27 protein-coding genes are annotated in these 16,199 nt (G+C 61.9%); all 27 read left to right on the top strand.

Annotated elements, in window-relative coordinates; all coding sequences use genetic code 11:
• Positions 1 to 14 precede the first annotated feature (14 nt).
• The 27 genes from rplC to rplO all read left to right on the top strand — a co-directional run bounded on the left by rplC (position 15) and on the right by rplO (position 16,122).
• A complete protein-coding gene (gene rplC, locus OKQ63_RS01230; protein WP_264212175.1) occupies positions 15 to 740 on the top strand; it encodes a 50S ribosomal protein L3 in 726 nt (241 codons plus the stop codon).
• A complete protein-coding gene (rplD, locus tag OKQ63_RS01235; protein ID WP_008553333.1) occupies positions 737 to 1,354 on the top strand; it encodes a 50S ribosomal protein L4 in 618 nt (205 codons plus the stop codon). The genes rplC and rplD overlap by 4 nt, the downstream gene beginning before the upstream one ends.
• A complete protein-coding gene (locus OKQ63_RS01240) occupies positions 1,351 to 1,647 on the top strand; it encodes a 50S ribosomal protein L23 (protein WP_058285583.1) in 297 nt (98 codons plus the stop codon). The genes rplD and OKQ63_RS01240 overlap by 4 nt, the downstream gene beginning before the upstream one ends.
• A gap of 444 nt (positions 1,648 to 2,091) precedes the next feature.
• A complete protein-coding gene (locus OKQ63_RS01245; protein WP_264212176.1) occupies positions 2,092 to 3,009 on the top strand; it encodes a hypothetical protein in 918 nt (305 codons plus the stop codon).
• 255 nt (positions 3,010 to 3,264) lie between these two features.
• The gene (gene rplB, locus OKQ63_RS01250; protein ID WP_019297986.1) at positions 3,265 to 4,107 is read left to right on the top strand and encodes a 50S ribosomal protein L2; all 843 of its coding nucleotides are present in this window, start codon (positions 3,265 to 3,267) and stop codon (positions 4,105 to 4,107) included.
• A 3-nt stretch (positions 4,108 to 4,110) separates the two neighbouring features.
• A complete protein-coding gene (gene rpsS / locus OKQ63_RS01255; protein ID WP_008554066.1) occupies positions 4,111 to 4,389 on the top strand; it encodes a 30S ribosomal protein S19 in 279 nt (92 codons plus the stop codon).
• Between the two features lie 3 nt (positions 4,390 to 4,392).
• Positions 4,393 to 4,773 (top strand): 50S ribosomal protein L22, encoded by a 381-nt coding sequence (gene rplV, locus OKQ63_RS01260; RefSeq protein WP_264212177.1) that lies wholly within the window; start codon positions 4,393 to 4,395, stop codon positions 4,771 to 4,773.
• The gene (rpsC, locus tag OKQ63_RS01265) at positions 4,773 to 5,483 is read left to right on the top strand and encodes a 30S ribosomal protein S3 (protein ID WP_264212178.1); all 711 of its coding nucleotides are present in this window, start codon (positions 4,773 to 4,775) and stop codon (positions 5,481 to 5,483) included. Before rplV ends, rpsC begins: the two co-directional genes overlap by 1 nt.
• A gap of 12 nt (positions 5,484 to 5,495) precedes the next feature.
• The gene (gene rplP / locus OKQ63_RS01270) at positions 5,496 to 5,909 is read left to right on the top strand and encodes a 50S ribosomal protein L16 (protein WP_027235542.1); all 414 of its coding nucleotides are present in this window, start codon (positions 5,496 to 5,498) and stop codon (positions 5,907 to 5,909) included.
• Between the two features lie 247 nt (positions 5,910 to 6,156).
• On the top strand, positions 6,157 to 6,486 hold the full coding sequence (locus OKQ63_RS01275; protein WP_264212179.1) for a hypothetical protein: 330 nt from the start codon (positions 6,157 to 6,159) through the stop codon (positions 6,484 to 6,486).
• Between the two features lie 186 nt (positions 6,487 to 6,672).
• The gene (locus tag OKQ63_RS01280) at positions 6,673 to 7,314 is read left to right on the top strand and encodes a sulfotransferase family 2 domain-containing protein (protein WP_264212180.1); all 642 of its coding nucleotides are present in this window, start codon (positions 6,673 to 6,675) and stop codon (positions 7,312 to 7,314) included.
• A gap of 148 nt (positions 7,315 to 7,462) precedes the next feature.
• On the top strand, positions 7,463 to 8,083 hold the full coding sequence (locus OKQ63_RS01285; RefSeq protein WP_264212181.1) for a TIGR02466 family protein: 621 nt from the start codon (positions 7,463 to 7,465) through the stop codon (positions 8,081 to 8,083).
• Between the two features lie 479 nt (positions 8,084 to 8,562).
• Complete coding sequence (locus tag OKQ63_RS01290; RefSeq protein WP_264212182.1) at positions 8,563 to 9,606, top strand: succinylglutamate desuccinylase/aspartoacylase family protein; 1,044 nt, start codon at positions 8,563 to 8,565, stop codon at positions 9,604 to 9,606.
• Between the two features lie 197 nt (positions 9,607 to 9,803).
• Positions 9,804 to 10,004, top strand: a complete 201-nt coding sequence (rpmC, locus tag OKQ63_RS01295; RefSeq protein WP_264212183.1) for a 50S ribosomal protein L29 — start codon at positions 9,804 to 9,806, stop codon at positions 10,002 to 10,004.
• Between the two features lie 11 nt (positions 10,005 to 10,015).
• Complete coding sequence (gene rpsQ, locus OKQ63_RS01300) at positions 10,016 to 10,246, top strand: 30S ribosomal protein S17 (protein ID WP_005621877.1); 231 nt, start codon at positions 10,016 to 10,018, stop codon at positions 10,244 to 10,246.
• A 99-nt stretch (positions 10,247 to 10,345) separates the two neighbouring features.
• Positions 10,346 to 10,714, top strand: a complete 369-nt coding sequence (rplN, locus tag OKQ63_RS01305) for a 50S ribosomal protein L14 (protein WP_005621870.1) — start codon at positions 10,346 to 10,348, stop codon at positions 10,712 to 10,714.
• Positions 10,715 to 10,716: 2 nt separating this feature from the next.
• On the top strand, positions 10,717 to 11,028 hold the full coding sequence (gene rplX / locus OKQ63_RS01310; RefSeq protein ID WP_264212184.1) for a 50S ribosomal protein L24: 312 nt from the start codon (positions 10,717 to 10,719) through the stop codon (positions 11,026 to 11,028).
• The gene (rplE, locus tag OKQ63_RS01315) at positions 11,021 to 11,584 is read left to right on the top strand and encodes a 50S ribosomal protein L5 (RefSeq protein WP_264212185.1); all 564 of its coding nucleotides are present in this window, start codon (positions 11,021 to 11,023) and stop codon (positions 11,582 to 11,584) included. The genes rplX and rplE overlap by 8 nt, the downstream gene beginning before the upstream one ends.
• A 20-nt stretch (positions 11,585 to 11,604) precedes the next feature.
• On the top strand, positions 11,605 to 11,910 hold the full coding sequence (rpsN, locus tag OKQ63_RS01320; RefSeq protein ID WP_019297997.1) for a 30S ribosomal protein S14: 306 nt from the start codon (positions 11,605 to 11,607) through the stop codon (positions 11,908 to 11,910).
• 13 nt (positions 11,911 to 11,923) lie between these two features.
• Positions 11,924 to 12,316, top strand: a complete 393-nt coding sequence (gene rpsH / locus OKQ63_RS01325; RefSeq protein ID WP_264212186.1) for a 30S ribosomal protein S8 — start codon at positions 11,924 to 11,926, stop codon at positions 12,314 to 12,316.
• Between the two features lie 12 nt (positions 12,317 to 12,328).
• Positions 12,329 to 12,862, top strand: a complete 534-nt coding sequence (gene rplF, locus OKQ63_RS01330) for a 50S ribosomal protein L6 (RefSeq protein WP_264212187.1) — start codon at positions 12,329 to 12,331, stop codon at positions 12,860 to 12,862.
• A gap of 11 nt (positions 12,863 to 12,873) precedes the next feature.
• Complete coding sequence (gene rplR, locus OKQ63_RS01335) at positions 12,874 to 13,233, top strand: 50S ribosomal protein L18 (RefSeq protein WP_264212188.1); 360 nt, start codon at positions 12,874 to 12,876, stop codon at positions 13,231 to 13,233.
• Between the two features lie 130 nt (positions 13,234 to 13,363).
• Complete coding sequence (gene rpsE / locus OKQ63_RS01340; protein WP_259968213.1) at positions 13,364 to 13,933, top strand: 30S ribosomal protein S5; 570 nt, start codon at positions 13,364 to 13,366, stop codon at positions 13,931 to 13,933.
• Between the two features lie 13 nt (positions 13,934 to 13,946).
• Positions 13,947 to 14,135 carry a 50S ribosomal protein L30 gene (rpmD, locus tag OKQ63_RS01345; protein WP_019298002.1) on the top strand — a complete coding sequence of 63 codons (189 nt, stop codon included), beginning with the start codon at positions 13,947 to 13,949 and terminating at the stop codon, positions 14,133 to 14,135.
• A 224-nt stretch (positions 14,136 to 14,359) separates the two neighbouring features.
• Positions 14,360 to 14,572 (top strand): DUF1127 domain-containing protein, encoded by a 213-nt coding sequence (locus OKQ63_RS01350; RefSeq protein ID WP_264212189.1) that lies wholly within the window; start codon positions 14,360 to 14,362, stop codon positions 14,570 to 14,572.
• 269 nt (positions 14,573 to 14,841) lie between these two features.
• A complete protein-coding gene (locus OKQ63_RS01355; RefSeq protein ID WP_264212190.1) occupies positions 14,842 to 15,063 on the top strand; it encodes a DUF1127 domain-containing protein in 222 nt (73 codons plus the stop codon).
• A gap of 588 nt (positions 15,064 to 15,651) precedes the next feature.
• Complete coding sequence (rplO, locus tag OKQ63_RS01360; protein ID WP_264212191.1) at positions 15,652 to 16,122, top strand: 50S ribosomal protein L15; 471 nt, start codon at positions 15,652 to 15,654, stop codon at positions 16,120 to 16,122.
• The last annotated feature ends 77 nt before the right edge of the window (positions 16,123 to 16,199 follow it).

Here is a 16,199-nt window from a genome sequence, read left to right on the forward strand (position 1 = left end):
GAGGGTATAGAAACATGCGCTCTGGTATTATCGCAAAGAAAGTCGGCATGACCCGGCTGTTCCTGGAAGACGGCAAGCAGATCCCGGTGACCGTTCTGTCGCTGGACGGCCTGCAGGTCGTGGCACAGCGCACCGAGGACAAGGACGGCTACACCGCCGTTCAGCTGGGTGCAGGCTCCGCCAAGGCAAAGCGCACCAGCCAAGCCATGCGCGGCCATTTCGCAGCCGCCAAGGTCGAGCCGAAGCGGAAGCTCGCGGAATTCCGCGTGCCCGCAGACGCGCTGATCGAAGTCGGCGCCGAGATTTCGGCCGAACACTTCCTGGCAGGCCAGAAAGTGGACGTCACCGGCACCTCGATCGGTAAAGGTTTCGCCGGTGCCATGAAGCGGCACAACTTCGGCGGCCTGCGCGCCTCGCACGGCGTGTCGATCTCGCACCGTTCGCACGGCTCCACCGGCCAGTGCCAGGATCCGGGCAAGGTCTTCAAAGGCAAGAAGATGGCCGGCCACATGGGCGCTGCCCGCGTGACCACCCAGAACCTGGAAGTGGTGAAAACCGACGCCGAGCGCGGCCTGGTCTTCATCAAAGGCGCCGTACCGGGGCCGAAATCCGGCTGGGTCACCGTCAAGGACGCCGTGAAGAAGAAAGCGCCCGAAGGTCTGCCGTTCCCGGCCGCCCTGAAAGCAGCAGCAACCGAAGCACCGGCTGCAGAAGCCCCCGCGGAAGGTGGTGAAGCATGAAACTTGACGTGATCAAACTCGACGGCGGCAAGGCTGGCGACATCGAGCTGTCCGAAGACCTGTTCGGCCTGGAGCCGCGTGCGGACATCCTGCACCGCGTGGTCCGCTGGCAGCGCAACAATGCGCAGCAGGGCACCCACAAGGTGAAGACCCGCTCCGAGACCTCCTACTCGACCAAGAAGATCTACCGCCAGAAGGGCACCGGCGGCGCACGCCACGGTGACCGCAACGCGCCGATCTTCCGCAAGGGCGGCATCTACAAAGGCCCCGTTGTCCGGTCGCACGGCCACGAGCTGACCAAGAAGTTCCGCAAGCTGGGCCTGCGCCACGCGCTGTCCGCCAAGGCGAAAGCGGGCGAACTGGTCATCATCGAGGATGCAGCCGCCGAAGGCAAAACCGCCGCTCTGGCCAAGCAGGTGAAGAACCTGGGCTGGAAACGCGCGCTGATCATCGACGGCGCTTCGGTCAACGAAGGTTTCCTGCAAGCGTCGCGCAACATCGAAGGTCTGGACATCCTGCCGACCATCGGTGCCAACGTCTATGACATCCTCAAGCGTGACACCCTGGTGATCACCAAGGCGGGTGTCGAAGCACTGGAGGCTCGTCTGAAATGAGCGTGAAGGCAGAACACTACGACGTGATCCGCAAGCCGATCATCACCGAGAAATCCACCATGGCGTCCGAAAACGGCGCAGTGGTGTTCGAAGTGGCAATCGACTCCAACAAGCCGATGATCAAGGAAGCCGTCGAAGCTCTCTTTGGCGTCAAGGTGAAAGCGGTCAACACCACCGTCACCAAGGGCAAGGTCAAGCGCTTCCGCGGCCAGATGGGCCGCCGGAAAGACGTGAAAAAGGCCTATGTGACCCTGGAAGAAGGCAACACCATCGACGTGTCCACCGGACTCTGAGATCTGCCTTTTTGACAAGATTGAGAGGCCCTCGCGGAAGCGGGGGCCTTTTTTGTCTGGGCAGGGGGCTTGTGGGGCATGGCGGGGTCCTAAAGGCAGCTTTGCCCTGAGGTATAGCCGCAGCCGGTTAAGATTCGCGAAGCCCTGCGTGCGCACCTCACGCAACAGCCATCAAGCGGTGAGCTGTGATCTTGCTCCCGGCGCGGAATCAAGGGCGCAGCCCGCCGCGCCAGCGTCATGCTGAAAGCATGCCTCTGGCATGACCCGCCCCCATGGGGCAGCGCTATGGCTGATGTTCTGCGTGTCGGTGAGGTCCTACGGATTTGGCCGGGATAAACTGCTAAACGCCAGGTTGAGAGCGCCATCCCGCGGGACGGCGCTGACGCTTGAAGTCGCCATAGAATCCTCCCACTACTAAACTTTGCATTGAGGGGAACTTGCGTGATGCGGATGCACAGATTTGCTGCAACAGCTCTTTCTTTGATCTTTCTTTCTGAAGGGAAGGTTGTTGCTCTGGAAGTTAGCGATCAAGCCTCAGTGAACATTCATTCGGAACTGTTTTCCAGGGAAAGAGTCGCCAGCTATGGCTATAAGCGCTTCTCGATTGATGATTCGGGAAACATAGAGGGTGGATACAGGCGGGCACGAGAAGAGCCGGTTGATTACTCGCCTCTACTGAGTGATGTAGCACTGGCTAAGGACTTTGTGAAAGCTGTCTTGGGGTGTGAGATCTGCGAATTCTCACCGTTCTATTGGCCGGAGGCAAAGTTAACTTTCCACGTTGTGGTGACTGAGGAGGCAAAAACTCCCTTCCTTATCTTTAAGAGTGGGGAAGAATTCTATGATGTCTTCAGTGAGGCGGGGATTGATTCAGACCCTGAAGAGAAAATTGAAAGAGCGAACTTGGTTATGTTCGTCGGTGATCGCGACTTCCTTCTAAGGAAGGCGCGTGAAATAGCGGATCCAAAGGTGACCCGTTTGTATTTGGCCAGGCGAATGGATGAGCAGGAAAGCAGCGTGAGCAAAGATTATTATGCTCAGCTGTTTTCCGATACTAACTGTACAGTCTCTTTAAAAGGCAGAAAGACAGAGGGAAGGGCGTATATCTTCACTCCATATGAGGATTTAGATGCTTGTCTTTCAAAGCAACTTCTCTTGGTGGCAGGGCTGCACCCCTTTAAAGGAGTTGTGCCGAGTGCACTGAATGTGGACTTCAACTATAACAAGGCAACATTGGCGGATATCTTTTTCCTGAGAGTGTACTACTACATCAGGAGGTCAATGAATGTTGCTGATGAAGATCTTCAGGCCGTCTCGGAGTGGATCTTTGAACTCGCCGACTTCGAAAAACGAATGCATTAGTGACCTTGCGATTCATGAGGAGGACTTTTGTTTGTAGGGGGCTTGATGCTTACCCCTAGACTCCCCCAAACACCTCTGCTACACGCCATCCATCCTGCAGACCCCGGATTCGTTCCGGGGTCGTTACGTTTGTCAGGATGTTCGAACCTGGGGACCTTCGGGGCCCTATAACTCAGGCACCTACGGGGGCCTTAAACATAGCGGGTCCAAAGACAAGAACCTAAGGGCCTGCACGCTAAACGGAAGACAGAAAGCATGGCACTCAAGTCGTATAAGCCGACGACGCCGGGCCAGCGTGGGCTGGTTCTGATCGACCGTTCGGAGCTTTGGAAAGGGCGTCCGGTCAAATCCCTCACTGAGGGCCTGACCAAATCGGGCGGCCGGAACAACACCGGACGGATCACTGCACGCCGCCGTGGCGGCGGCGCAAAGCGCCTCTACCGGATCGTTGACTTCAAACGGAACAAATTTGATGTAGCGGCCACCGTTGAGCGGATCGAATACGACCCGAACCGGACCGCATTCATCGCGCTGATCAAATACGAAGACGGCGAACAGGCCTACATCCTGGCACCCCAGCGCCTGGCTGTCGGTGACAAGGTCGTCGCGTCTGCAAAGGCCGACATCAAGCCGGGCAACGCAATGCCGTTCTCGGGCATGCCGATCGGCACCATCGTCCACAACATCGAAATGAAGCCCGGCAAAGGCGGCCAGATCGCCCGTGCAGCCGGGACCTACGCTCAGTTCGTTGGCCGTGACGGCGGTTACGCCCAGATCCGCCTCAGCTCGGGCGAGCTGCGCCTGGTGCGCCAGGAATGCATGGCCACCGTCGGTGCCGTGTCGAACCCGGACAACTCGAACCAGAACTTCGGTAAAGCCGGCCGCATGCGCCACAAGGGCAAGCGTCCTTCCGTGCGTGGTGTCGTGATGAACCCGATCGACCACCCCCACGGCGGTGGTGAAGGCCGGACCTCCGGTGGCCGCCACCCGGTGACCCCCTGGGGCAAACCGACCAAGGGCAAACGGACCCGCAACAAAAACAAGGCGTCGCAGAAGCTTATCGTCCGCTCGCGCCACGCCAAGAAGAAAGGCCGCTAATCCATGGCACGTTCCGTATGGAAAGGCCCCTTCGTTGATGCTTATGTCCTGAAAAAGGCCGAAGCAGCGCGTGAATCGGGCCGCAATGAAGTGATCAAGATCTGGTCGCGCCGTTCCACCATCCTGCCGCAGTTCGTCGGCCTGACCTTTGGTGTGTACAACGGCCAGAAGCACATCCCCGTCAACGTCTCGGAAGACATGATCGGTCAGAAGTTCGGTGAATACTCGCCGACCCGGACCTATTATGGCCATGCCGCCGACAAAAAAGCGAAGCGGAAGTAAGTCATGGGCAAGGAAAAGAACCCCCGCCGCGTGGCAGACAACGAAGCAATGGCAAAGCTGCGCATGCTCCGGACCTCGCCGCAGAAACTGAACCTGGTGGCTCAGATGATCCGCGGCAAGAAGGTCGAGAAGGCGCTGACCGACCTGACCTTCTCCAACAAGCGGATTGCAGCAGACGTGAAGAAATGCCTTCAGTCCGCCATCGCGAACGCCGAGAACAACCACAACCTGGACGTCGATGAACTGATCGTCGCCGAGGCATGGGTTGGCAAGAACCTGACCATGAAGCGCGGCCGTCCGCGTGCCCGTGGCCGGTTCGGCAAAATCCTGAAGCCGTTCGCGGAGATCACCATCAAGGTGCGTCAAGTTGAGGAGCAAGCCTAATGGGTAACAAAGTTAATCCGATCGGCATGCGCCTGCAGGTGAACCGCACCTGGGACAGCCGCTGGTACGCCGACACCAAGGATTTCGGTGATCTTCTGCTGGAAGACATCAAGATCCGCGAGTTCATCAAGGATGAGTGCAAGCAGGCCGGTATTGCCCGCGTGATCATCGAGCGCCCTCACAAGAAGTGCCGTGTGACCATCCACACCGCGCGTCCGGGCGTGATCATCGGCAAGAAGGGCGCAGACATCGAAACCCTGCGCAAGAAGCTGGCGAACATCACCGACAGCGAACTGCACCTGAACATCGTCGAAGTCCGCAAGCCGGAACTCGACGCTGCTCTGGTCGGCGAGTCCATCGCACAGCAGCTGGAGCGCCGCGTCTCCTTCCGCCGTGCGATGAAGCGCGCCGTGCAGAACGCCATGCGCATGGGTGCCTTGGGCATCCGCGTGAACGTTGCGGGCCGTCTCGGCGGTGCGGAAATCGCGCGTACCGAATGGTACCGTGAAGGCCGCGTGCCGCTGCACACCCTGCGTGCCGACATCGATTACGCACACGTCGAAGCCAAGACTGCCTATGGCATCATCGGGATCAAAACCTGGATCTTCAAAGGCGAGATCATGGAACATGACCCCCAGGCGCGTGACCGTAAGGCTCAGGAAATCCAGGACGGCCCTGCACCCCGTGGTGCTGGTGGCGGCCGCCGCTAAGGAGGAATTGAGATGCTTCAGCCAAAGCGCACTAAATTCCGCAAGATGCATAAGGGCCGGATTCACGGCCTGGCAAAAGGCGGTTCCGACCTGAACTTCGGCACCTATGGCCTGAAGGCAACCACCCCTGAGCGTGTGACCGCACGCCAGATCGAGGCTGCCCGCCGTGCCATGACCCGCCATATGAAGCGCCAGGGCCGTGTTTGGATCCGGATCTTCCCGGACACTCCGGTGACCTCGAAGCCGACCGAAGTCCGTATGGGTAAAGGTAAAGGCTCCGTGGACTACTGGGCAGCCAAGGTTAAGCCTGGCCGCGTGATGTTCGAGATCGACGGCGTCAGCGACGAAGTCGCCCGCGAGGCCCTGCGCCTGGCGGCGATGAAGCTGCCGGTCAAGACCCGCGTCGTGGTCCGCGAAGACTGGTAAGACCTGCCGTCTTCTGAAATTTGAAGCCCCCGCCGGGAAACCGGCGGGGGCTTTTCCGTTTCCGGGCGGCCGGCAAAGTGGTTTGCTTTTTAGGGGAACATGCATTGTTAACCTGATGTACAGCCTTTGTTCCAATCCTTGACCTCATGGTTGTTCCGGCCCCGGCCAATCTCCCATCGGGGGAGCGGCGCGTGTTCGAACCCGGCTGGTGCGGCTTGTGTGCGGTGTTGAGAAAGGAAAACCAGTGATGCGCGTTATAATCCCTGCAACCTTGTGTTTTGGCTTGGCCGCCTGCGGCGCGGTGGAATTCGACCGCAATGATTTGTCGAAAATGTACGGGCCCGCCACCAACTACCGGAACCCGGTGGCGCAGCGGGTCATGGTGAAGAGCTTCCTGCCGCAGGTAAGCGTGTCGCGCAGCGGCAATGCCGCGCATTGGACTTCGCCCGACGGCTGCACCTATTCGCGCACGCAGGCTCCCGGTCACGCGCCGGTCTGGTATCTGGTCCAGAACCCGCATCATGTGGGCATGCCGAATGCGCACCGCGGCTGCGCGATGACGATGGTGGAAGGCTGACGGCGAAGCCGCGCGCGCCGCGGCGGACGCCTTGGCTGCGGCGGGATTCGCCCGCCGCGCGCGCCGCGGCGCCAAGCCCGGGGCCGGTGCGGCGGGGCGTTTTACCTTTCTGAAAGGAGATTCACCCATACAGGCAGGTGAGGTGCAGCCAGAACGGAGTGGAGTTCAAGAAAGGGCGTTACCAAAATGGGACTATCACTACCGGACCTGACACAGTTCTTCCCGGCGGAAGCGGGGTGGGACGCGCTGCCGTTCAGCTTCGTTCACATAAACAAATGCGGCGGCACGTCGGTCTGCGAGGCGCTGGGGCTGCCCACGCTTCACTACACCGCACTCACGCGGCGGGAGGTGATCGGTGCCGCGCGCTGGCAGCAGCTGCCTTCGTTTTCGATTGTCCGCAATCCGTATTCGCGGCTGACCTCCCTGTACCGTTACAGGGTCGCGCGCAGCCATCCGGCCACAATGGGCGGGGAGCTGGAGCTGAATGAATGGGTCCGGCGTGCCATCGGACAGCGTGATCCGCTGGTCTTTGACAATCCCTACCTGTTTGCCCCCTGTACCGCCTGGCTTCTCGATAAGCAGGGCAGGATCATGGTGGATCTGGTGATCAAGCTGGAACAGCTCGAAGAGGAATGGCCGAGGGTCGAGGAGCTCATCGGATTCCGTGTGCCGCTGGGACATTCGAATGCCACGTCCCGCACCGCGGGGAATACGGAAACGGCCCTGGACGCGGAAAGCGTGGCCATCATTCAGCAGCGGTTCAAGGCGGATTTCGTGCTCCTCGGCTATGATCCGGAGATAATTCCGGGAGCTGATCCAGACGCCTGAAGCGGATGGGCACCGGGGGCTGCCGCCATGAGGCATAGGCCCGCACAGCCGCCGCCGGACGTTTTCCCGCGCATATCGGACCGGAAAGAAGCGGCCGCGCAGGCGGAAGCATCTCGCCAAGGGTGTGCTGCTGCGCTATCAGGCCGCCATGGCCCAGATTGAATCGCTCTTTGTGACCCGCCTCTACCGCGCGCAGCTGTCCGAACACGGACCATCGGTTGACGCGCAGGAACTGGAAAACTCCTGCCTTGTCATCGCCGGCGACGACGATGCGGGCCAGGACTGGTGCGAGGCGAACGGCTATCCCGGCTATACCTCCTATGCCTCGCTGACCGATCTGCCCTGGCGGTTTCCCATCTTTGCCGATCTGGTGAAATCGCTGGACGCCCATGTGGCGGCGTTTGCCAGGGATCTGGAGCTGGATCTGGACGGGCGCGCGCTGGTGCTGGAGGATCTGTGGATCAACATCCTGCCCGAGGGCGGCACCCATGCCAGCCACATCCACCCGCATTCGGTGATTTCCGGCACCACCTATGTGTCGATGCCCGAGGGCGCCTCGGCGCTGAAGCTGGAGGACCCGCGCCACGCGATGATGATGGCGCATCCGCCGCGCCGGAAGGACTGCCGGCAGGAGCTGAAGACCTTTGTCTACCAAGCGCCCGGCGTGGGCGACGTGCTGCTGTGGGAAAGCTTCATCCGCCACGAGGTGCCGCTGAACATGGCCGAGGACGAGCGGATTTCGGTCAGTTTCAACTACCGTTGGGACTGATCTGTTCTCCGGTTCGGCTGTGCTCAACGAGCGCCGCGAATGCAGGACCGTGCGCCGGTCTTGCTCCGGGAAGGCGAGCAGATTGTTCACGCAGTGCCTGCGCGCATTGCGCCGGCGCTGACCGGAATTCTGGTCATTGCCCTTTGCGCGCCGGTTGCTCTGGTGATCTGGCTGTTTGTTCACCGCGCCTTCCGCTCAGCCACCTGCGTGATTGCCACGCCGCGTGTTCCGGCAGTGGACAGGCAGGGCGCTTGCAGGGAAATCGCGGTCAAGGACATCCGGCGTCTCAGGACCCGCCGCGGTGCCCTGATGATCCATGCGGCAGAGACCCGTCTCTGGCCCCCCGGCTTCCGGACGGCTGGAAGTTCGAAACCACTCTCAACAGGGTGCGGCAATTGGGTCAGCGGTTCCGCCCTGCCGCAATTGTAAAAGCCCGCAAAGCCGCTTAGCCTTCCGGAACGGCACGGCGGGAGGTATTTATGGCGCGGCGTTCCCCTTTTGAAATCGGCGGCTTCCACATCCCGCCCGGCACCCGCCGCACGGTGGATCTGCCGGTCAGCGTGCTGTCGGATCACACGCCGGTCACCATGTCCGCGCATGTGATCCACGGCGCGGAGGAGGGGCCTGCGCTGTTTGTCTCCGCCGCCATCCACGGCGACGAGGTGATCGGGGTGGAAATCGCCCGCCGCCTGCTGCGCAGCCGCAAGTTCTCCCGCCTCAAGGGCACATTGATCGTGGTGCCGATCGTCAACACCTTCGGCTTTCTGAACCATTCCCGCTACCTGCCGGACCGGCGCGACCTCAACCGCTGTTTCCCGGGCACCGAGGGCGGGTCGCTGGCCAGCCGCCTGGCGAATCTGTTCATGACCGAGATCGTCGCCCGCTGCGATCTGGGCATCGATCTGCATTCGGCCGCGATCCACCGCACCAACATGCCGCAGATCCGGGTTTCCCCTAAACGGAAGGAGACCCTGGCCTATGCCGATGCCTTCGGCGCGCCGGTGGTGATCCGCTCCGGGCTGCGGGACGGCTCCCTGCGCAAGGAGGCGCAGGCGCGCGGGGTCGATATCCTGCTGTACGAGGCGGGGGAGGGGCTCAGGTTCGACGAGCAATCCGCCCGCGTTGGCGTCGCCGGCATCCTGCGGGTGATGCATGCGCTTGGCATGATCCCCGAGGATGGCGTGCCGCTGGCGGAAGCCGCACCGGTCAAGGCCAGCGACAGCAGCTGGGAGCGCGCGCCTGCCGGCGGGCTGTTGCGCGCCTACAAGACCACCGGCGAGATGGTCGAGGCAGGCGACGTGCTGGGCATCGTCGCCGACCCCTTCGGCGAGCAGGAGATGGAGCTGACCGCCAGCCAGCCGGGCCTGATCATCGGCCGCGCCAACATGCCCATCGTCAACGAGGGCGACGCCCTGTTCCACATCGCCAAAGTGTCCGCGCCGGAGGAGGCTGAAGGCCGCATCGAAAGCCTGAGCGCCCAGCTGGACGGCGCGGCGATGTTTGACGAGGATGAGATTATCTGAGCCCCGCCGCGGCGCCAATCTTTCCCTTGCCCCTGTACCCGGTCTCCTCTATAGGGACCCATCGCCTGTCCCCAGTCCGCCACGGATCCGGGCCGGGTGATTCTTTTTTTCCGCGCCGCCGGCGCGGGTGACATAACCCACCAGGTCAAAGGTTACCCGCCGGGGCCTTCTGGTGCTTTGGACAAGGAACAAAGGCGATGAACGCCAATGATCTGCGCGAGAAAACCGTGGATGAACTCCGCGATACCCTCGCATCCCTGAAAAAAGAGAGCTTCAACCTGCGCTTTCAGCAGGCAACCGGTCAGTTGGAATCGACTTCCGGCATCAAGGCGGCCCGCCGCAATGCTGCCCGCGTCAAGACCATCCTGAACGAAAAAGCCGCCGCAGCGGCTGAATAAGGAGCGCCACAATGCCCAAACGTATCCTGCAAGGCGTTGTGACCAGCGACGCAAACGCCCAGACCGTCACCGTCTCGGTTGAACGCCGCTTCACGCACCCGGTTCTGAAGAAAACCATCCGTAAGTCCAAGAAATACCGGGCTCACGATGAGAAGAACGCTTTCAAGGTCGGCGATTCCGTACGCATCATCGAATGCGCGCCGAAATCGAAAACGAAACGCTGGGAAGTTCTGGAAGCCTAAGAGTCTCGACAGAGACTCCTGGCGGCTAGACTTAACAGTCAGTCGAAACCCTGGGGGATCACGCCACGCATCGGCGCCCCAAAGGTCGGGAGAAACCACATGATCCAGATGCAAACAAATCTGGATGTTGCTGACAACTCCGGCGCCCGCCGAGTTCAGTGCATCAAGGTTCTGGGTGGCTCCAAGCGTAAATACGCATCCGTAGGCGACATCATCGTCGTTTCGGTCAAGGAAGCCATCCCGCGCGGCCGCGTGAAAAAAGGCGACGTCCGCAAGGCCGTTGTCGTGCGCACCGCCAAAGAAGTCCGCCGCGAAGACGGCACCGCAATCCGGTTCGACCGGAACGCGGCCGTTATCCTGAACAACAACAACGAGCCGGTCGGCACCCGTATCTTCGGCCCGGTTGTTCGTGAGCTGCGCGCGAAAAACTTCATGAAGATCATCTCGCTTGCTCCGGAGGTGCTGTAATCATGGCTGCTAAACTCCGCAAAGGCGACAAGGTCGTCGTGCTGTCCGGCCGCGACAAGGGCAAGGAAGGCACCATCGCCTCCGTTGACCCGAAAGCCGGCAAAGCCGTTGTCGAAGGCGTGAACATGGCGATCCGCCACACCCGCCAGACCCAGAACAGCCAGGGCGGCCGCCTGCCCAAGGCACTGCCGATCGACCTGTCGAACCTGGCTCTGCTGGACGCGAACGGCAAAGCAACCCGCGTTGGCTTCCGCATGGAAGGCGACAAGAAAGTGCGCTTCGCCAAAACCACGGGGGACGTGATCGATGCTTGATAACGCAACCTACACCCCGCGTCTGAAAACTCTCTACAAGGACACCATCCGCGGCGCCCTGAAAGAAGAGTTCGGCTACAAGAACGACATGATGCTCCCCAAGCTGGAGAAAATCGTTCTGAACATCGGCTGCGGCCGTGCGGCCGTCAAGGACAGCAAGAAAGCCAAGTCCGCCCAGGCCGATCTGACCCTCATCGCGGGCCAGAAAGCTCTGACCACCGTGGCCAAGAACTCCATCGCCGGCTTCCGCGTCCGCGAAGGCATGCCGATGGGCGCCAAGGTGACCCTGCGCGGTGACCGGATGTACGAATTCCTCGACCGTCTGATCACCATCGCGATGCCCCGTATCCGCGACTTCCGCGGCGTTTCGGGCACCTCTTTCGACGGCCGCGGCAACTATGCCATGGGCCTGAAAGAGCACATCGTGTTCCCGGAAATCGATTTCGACAAGATCGATGAGCCCTGGGGCATGGACATCGTGATCGCCACCACCGCGAAAACCGACGCGGAAGCAAAGGCGCTGTTGAAAGCTTTCAACATGCCCTTCAACAGCTAAGCGCGGGAAGGATAGAGACCATGGCTAAGAAAAGCATGATCGAACGCGAGAAGAAGCGCGAACGCCTGGTGGCCAAATACGCCGCAAAGCGTGCCGAGCTGAAAGAAATCGCAAACGACGAAAGCCGTCCGATGGAAGAGCGCTTCAAGGCGCGCCTGAAGCTGGCGAAACTGCCGCGCAACTCGTCGGCAACCCGTCTTCACAACCGCTGCCAGCTCACCGGCCGTCCGCACGCTTACTACCGTAAGCTGAAGGTCAGCCGTATTGCGCTGCGCGAGCTGGGGTCTGCTGGCCAGATCCCCGGCCTGGTGAAATCGAGCTGGTAAGGGAGAGACTGATATGAACGATCCTATCGGCGATATGCTCACCCGTATCCGTAACTCTCAGATGCGCGGCAAGTCCACCGTTCTGACTCCGGCGTCGAAACTGCGCGCCTGGGTTCTGGACGTGCTTGCTGACGAGGGCTACATCCGCGGTTATGAGAAGATGACTGGTGCCAATGGCCACCCGGCCATCGAAATCAGCCTGAAATACTTCGACGGCGAACCTGTCATTCGCGAGCTCAAGCGGGTTTCCAAGCCCGGCCGCCGCGTTTACATGGGCGTCAATGACATCCCGTCGGTCCGCCAGGGCCTGGGCGTGTCGATTGTCTCCACCCCCAAGGGTGTGATGTCGGACGCAAGCGCACGCGCAGCCAACGTTGGCGGCGAAGTGCTTTGCACCGTCTTCTAAGGAGGCCTCGCAATGTCCCGTATTGGTAAAAAACCGGTCGAACTGCCCAGCGGCGTGTCCGCTTCGGTCTCCGGCCAGACCATCGAAGTGAAAGGCCCGAAAGGCGCCCGCACCTTCACCGCCACCGACGACGTGACCCTGGTGGTCAACGACAACGTGGTCACCATCGAGCCGCGCGGCAAGTCCAAGCGTGCCCGTCAGCAGTGGGGCATGTCCCGCACTCAGGTGGCCAACCTCGTGACCGGCGTCACCCAGGGCTTCAAGAAAGAGCTTGAGATCCAGGGTGTGGGTTACCGGGCGCAGATGCAGGGCAACACCCTGAAGCTGAACCTGGGCTACAGCCACGATGTCGACTTCGTTGCTCCGGACGGTGTCACCATCACCGCGCCGAAGCAGACCGAAATCGTTGTGGAAGGTATCGACCAGCAGCAGGTGGGCGAAGTGGCGGCGAAAATCCGCGACTGGCGCCGTCCCGAGCCCTACAAGGGCAAGGGCATCCGCTACAAGGGCGAGTTCATCTTCCGCAAGGAAGGCAAGAAGAAGTAAGGACCAGCAAAATGGCAAACAGCAAACGTACCCTGTTTCTGAAGCGCCGGCTGCGCGTCCGGAACAAGCTTCGCAAAGTGAATGCGGGCCGTCCGCGTCTCTCCGTGCACCGTTCGAACAAGAACATCTCTGTTCAGCTGATCGACGACCTGCGCGGCGTGACCGTGGCTGCCGCATCCACTCTGGAAAAAGATCTCGGCGTTGTCGGCAAGAACAACGTCGAAGCAGCGGCCAAGGTTGGCGCTCTGATCGCCGAGCGCGCGAAAGCGGCCGGCGTGACCGAGGCCTACTTCGACCGCGGCGGCTTCCTGTTCCACGGCAAGGTGAAGGCTCTGGCCGACGCTGCGCGTGACGGCGGCCTGAAGATCTAACTCCCATGCGGGCGGCCTTTCGGGGCCGCCCCGATGATCCGGGAGCCCGGACCTGGTCCGGGTTCACCAAGGATCGGACAAAAAGGCGCCACATGCTTATTGCAATGCGCCGCACTGAAAGGAATGCCTGATGGCAGAACGTGAAAACCGCCGCGGCCCGCGCCGCGACCGTGACGAGACCCCGGAATTCGCCGACCGCCTGGTCGCGATCAACCGCGTGTCGAAAACCGTAAAAGGCGGCAAGCGCTTCGGCTTTGCTGCCCTGGTTGTCGTCGGCGACCAGAAGGGCCGTGTGGGCTTTGGCAAGGGCAAGGCGAAAGAAGTGCCCGAGGCGATCCGCAAGGCGACCGAGCAGGCCAAGCGCCAGATGATCCGGGTGCCGCTGAAAGAGGGCCGCACCCTGCACCACGACATGGCCGGCCGCCACGGCGCAGGCAAGGTTGTGATGCGCACCGCGCCGGAAGGTACCGGTATCATCGCAGGCGGCCCGATGCGCGCCGTGTTCGAGATGCTGGGCATCAAGGACGTTGTGTCCAAGTCGATCGGCTCGCAGAACCCCTACAACATGATCCGCGCCACCCTGAACGGCCTGCAGAAAGAGCAGAGCCCGCGTTCGGTGGCTCAGCGCCGCGGCAAGAAGGTCGCCGACATCCTGCCCAAGCGGGACGACGCACCGGCAGCTGCCGAAGCTGAAGCGTAAGGAGTAGAGAGACATGGCAAAAACCATCGTCGTCAAGCAGATCGGCTCGCCGATCCGCCGCCCCGCCAAACAGCGCGCAACCCTGGTTGGCCTGGGCCTGAACAAGATGCACAAGACCCGCGAGCTGGAGGACACCCCCTCCGTGCGCGGCATGGTCAACTCGATCCCGCATCTGGTTCAGATCATCGAAGAGCGCGGCTAAGCCCCTTTTCGATCCCTGACTTTGGAAAACGCCTCCGGTCCGCCGGGGGCGTTTTTCGTTGCGGCGGCGGCCGCCCGCGGGCACGGCCCCTTGCAGCGCGTGCATAGCGGGCAGACCGATCCGTCAGTTGTTGGAATCGCAGCGCGCTCCTATCTCGGTGTCACAGCAAGTGAGCACACAGACCACCGGGAATAGGCCCGGTCTCAGAGACAAGGAACGTCACGATGGCACATGTTATCAGCACCGCACACACCCCCCACAGCCTCGCCGCCCGCATCCGCGCATCCGTGGATGGCCTGATTGAGTCCTGGGGCCAGGCCCGCGAATTCCAGCGCACCTACAATGAGCTGGACGCGCTGTCCGACCACGAGCTGTCCGACATCGGCGTGCGCCGCAGCGATATCGCCGACCTGGCGCGCCAGCACGTCTACGGCTGAAAATTCCCTTTTTCCCGGGCACTCCTCTCCTCCTCCTCCTTCATGCCCGGGCCAAAGCGCCCCTGCCCGTCCGGGCGGGGGCGTTTTCTTGTGCGCCCCGTTTCCAAGCGGCCTCACGCAATCGTGTTATGCGGCGGCCGCATAGCGGCCAGACCAAAGCAGCCGTTGCTGCCGGCGCGGAGCGTTCTTATGTCCCGGTCACTTCAGACGAACAGATCAGGCACCGTACCGGGCGCACGCCCCGGCACCGATGTGAAGGAACAAGAACAATGGCCTATTCAACTCTCACCGCCCCCGCCCCCGCCGCCGCCGGCTTTGCCGACCGCCTGCGCAGCATCGCTGCCGGGCTGATCCGGAACTGGAAGCTGCGCCGCGACTACAAGGCTACCGTCAGCGCCCTGCGCGCGATGTCCGCCCGCGACCTGGCCGACATCGGCCTCAGCCGCTGCGCCATCCCCGGCATTGCCCGCGAGCATGTCTACGGCAAGTGATCTCCCCGGCCGGCTGCGGATCCTCCTCCCTCTCCAACGCCAGGCCCCAATACGCCCCTGCCGTCCCGGCAGGGGCGTTTTTTGTTTTCGGGACAGAGAAGCCACCGCCCGGCGCTGCCCTCAGAAATTGCAGGACCTGGAGCAGCCGTTGCGCACCCGCCGCACGCCCCGCCCACGGGGATTTAACCAGTGTCTGGCAGGATCATTCCCGGTCATGATCACCCGCCGGGCCTGACACCCCCGGCACCTGGAACAGGGCTCCGGTCTGGCACCCGGAGCGCGCGATACGCGTATTCGCATGGGGGCAACCCCATCCCATCTCCACCCCGGCGGCGCCGCCACCCTTCAACGGACGGCCAGCAGCGGAACGGACACGAGAGACAGACGGCAGGGTATGCAACCGGCAGGGCAGGGGCCTTGGCGGGCAAGCCGCGTTCCTTGCGCTGGACACAGCCCGCGGGGCTTGATCCCGTCCCCCATCAGGTCTATAGGCACCCGGTGGCGTTCTGCGCCACGGAATCACCAATCAAGAAACGCCGCGGTTGGCCCATCACGCTTCGGGGGCCACATCCGGCAAGGAGAAGCGACATGAAACTTCACGAACTGCGCGACAATCCCGGCGCCGCCAAGAAACGCACCCGTGTGGCCCGTGGCCCGGGTTCCGGCAAAGGCAAAATGGGCGGCCGCGGCATCAAAGGCCAGAAATCCCGTTCGGGTGTGTCGATCAACGGCTACGAAGGCGGCCAGATGCCCTTGTACCAGCGTCTGCCCAAGCGCGGCTTCAACAAGCCGAACCGCAAGGCATACGCCGTTGTGAACCTGGGCCTGATCCAGAAGTTCATCGACGCAGGCAAGCTGGACGCCGCCTCGATCACCGAGGAGTCGCTGGTTGCCTCCGGCCTGGTGCGCCGCAAACTGGACGGCGTCCGGGTCCTGGCCAAGGGCGAAATCACCGCCAAAGCCACCATCTCGGTCACCGGCGCATCGGCAGCTGCCGTTGAAGCCGTGGCAAAGGCTGGCGGCGCTCTGACTGTGGCAACTGCAGCCGCCGCAGAGTAACGGCTTGTGAGCGGCGCCAATGCCGCTTACATAGTCCCGAGTTTTCCTAGAACGCCGCCCGAGCCGGAAAACGGTTC

Origin of the sequence: Leisingera thetidis (assembly GCF_025857195.1) — a bacterium.
GTDB classification, from domain to species: domain Bacteria; phylum Pseudomonadota; class Alphaproteobacteria; order Rhodobacterales; family Rhodobacteraceae; genus Leisingera; species Leisingera thetidis.

Excerpts from the sequence above, each read along its gene's own strand:
- rplC (WP_264212175.1), top strand. The coding sequence starts at position 15 with ATGCGCTCTGGTATTATCGCAAAGAAAGTCGGCATGACCCGGCTGTTC.
- rplD (WP_008553333.1), top strand. The coding sequence starts at position 737 with ATGAAACTTGACGTGATCAAACTCGACGGCGGCAAGGCTGGCGACATC.
- OKQ63_RS01240 (WP_058285583.1), top strand. The coding sequence starts at position 1,351 with ATGAGCGTGAAGGCAGAACACTACGACGTGATCCGCAAGCCGATCATC.
- OKQ63_RS01245 (WP_264212176.1), top strand. The coding sequence starts at position 2,092 with ATGCGGATGCACAGATTTGCTGCAACAGCTCTTTCTTTGATCTTTCTT.
- rplB (WP_019297986.1), top strand. The coding sequence starts at position 3,265 with ATGGCACTCAAGTCGTATAAGCCGACGACGCCGGGCCAGCGTGGGCTG.
- rpsS (WP_008554066.1), top strand. The coding sequence starts at position 4,111 with ATGGCACGTTCCGTATGGAAAGGCCCCTTCGTTGATGCTTATGTCCTG.
- rplV (WP_264212177.1), top strand. The coding sequence starts at position 4,393 with ATGGGCAAGGAAAAGAACCCCCGCCGCGTGGCAGACAACGAAGCAATG.
- rpsC (WP_264212178.1), top strand. The coding sequence starts at position 4,773 with ATGGGTAACAAAGTTAATCCGATCGGCATGCGCCTGCAGGTGAACCGC.
- rplP (WP_027235542.1), top strand. The coding sequence starts at position 5,496 with ATGCTTCAGCCAAAGCGCACTAAATTCCGCAAGATGCATAAGGGCCGG.
- OKQ63_RS01275 (WP_264212179.1), top strand. The coding sequence starts at position 6,157 with ATGCGCGTTATAATCCCTGCAACCTTGTGTTTTGGCTTGGCCGCCTGC.
- OKQ63_RS01280 (WP_264212180.1), top strand. The coding sequence starts at position 6,673 with ATGGGACTATCACTACCGGACCTGACACAGTTCTTCCCGGCGGAAGCG.
- OKQ63_RS01285 (WP_264212181.1), top strand. The coding sequence starts at position 7,463 with ATGGCCCAGATTGAATCGCTCTTTGTGACCCGCCTCTACCGCGCGCAG.
- OKQ63_RS01290 (WP_264212182.1), top strand. The coding sequence starts at position 8,563 with ATGGCGCGGCGTTCCCCTTTTGAAATCGGCGGCTTCCACATCCCGCCC.
- rpmC (WP_264212183.1), top strand. The coding sequence starts at position 9,804 with ATGAACGCCAATGATCTGCGCGAGAAAACCGTGGATGAACTCCGCGAT.
- rpsQ (WP_005621877.1), top strand. The coding sequence starts at position 10,016 with ATGCCCAAACGTATCCTGCAAGGCGTTGTGACCAGCGACGCAAACGCC.
- rplN (WP_005621870.1), top strand. The coding sequence starts at position 10,346 with ATGATCCAGATGCAAACAAATCTGGATGTTGCTGACAACTCCGGCGCC.
- rplX (WP_264212184.1), top strand. The coding sequence starts at position 10,717 with ATGGCTGCTAAACTCCGCAAAGGCGACAAGGTCGTCGTGCTGTCCGGC.
- rplE (WP_264212185.1), top strand. The coding sequence starts at position 11,021 with ATGCTTGATAACGCAACCTACACCCCGCGTCTGAAAACTCTCTACAAG.
- rpsN (WP_019297997.1), top strand. The coding sequence starts at position 11,605 with ATGGCTAAGAAAAGCATGATCGAACGCGAGAAGAAGCGCGAACGCCTG.
- rpsH (WP_264212186.1), top strand. The coding sequence starts at position 11,924 with ATGAACGATCCTATCGGCGATATGCTCACCCGTATCCGTAACTCTCAG.
- rplF (WP_264212187.1), top strand. The coding sequence starts at position 12,329 with ATGTCCCGTATTGGTAAAAAACCGGTCGAACTGCCCAGCGGCGTGTCC.
- rplR (WP_264212188.1), top strand. The coding sequence starts at position 12,874 with ATGGCAAACAGCAAACGTACCCTGTTTCTGAAGCGCCGGCTGCGCGTC.
- rpsE (WP_259968213.1), top strand. The coding sequence starts at position 13,364 with ATGGCAGAACGTGAAAACCGCCGCGGCCCGCGCCGCGACCGTGACGAG.
- rpmD (WP_019298002.1), top strand. The coding sequence starts at position 13,947 with ATGGCAAAAACCATCGTCGTCAAGCAGATCGGCTCGCCGATCCGCCGC.
- OKQ63_RS01350 (WP_264212189.1), top strand. The coding sequence starts at position 14,360 with ATGGCACATGTTATCAGCACCGCACACACCCCCCACAGCCTCGCCGCC.
- OKQ63_RS01355 (WP_264212190.1), top strand. The coding sequence starts at position 14,842 with ATGGCCTATTCAACTCTCACCGCCCCCGCCCCCGCCGCCGCCGGCTTT.
- rplO (WP_264212191.1), top strand. The coding sequence starts at position 15,652 with ATGAAACTTCACGAACTGCGCGACAATCCCGGCGCCGCCAAGAAACGC.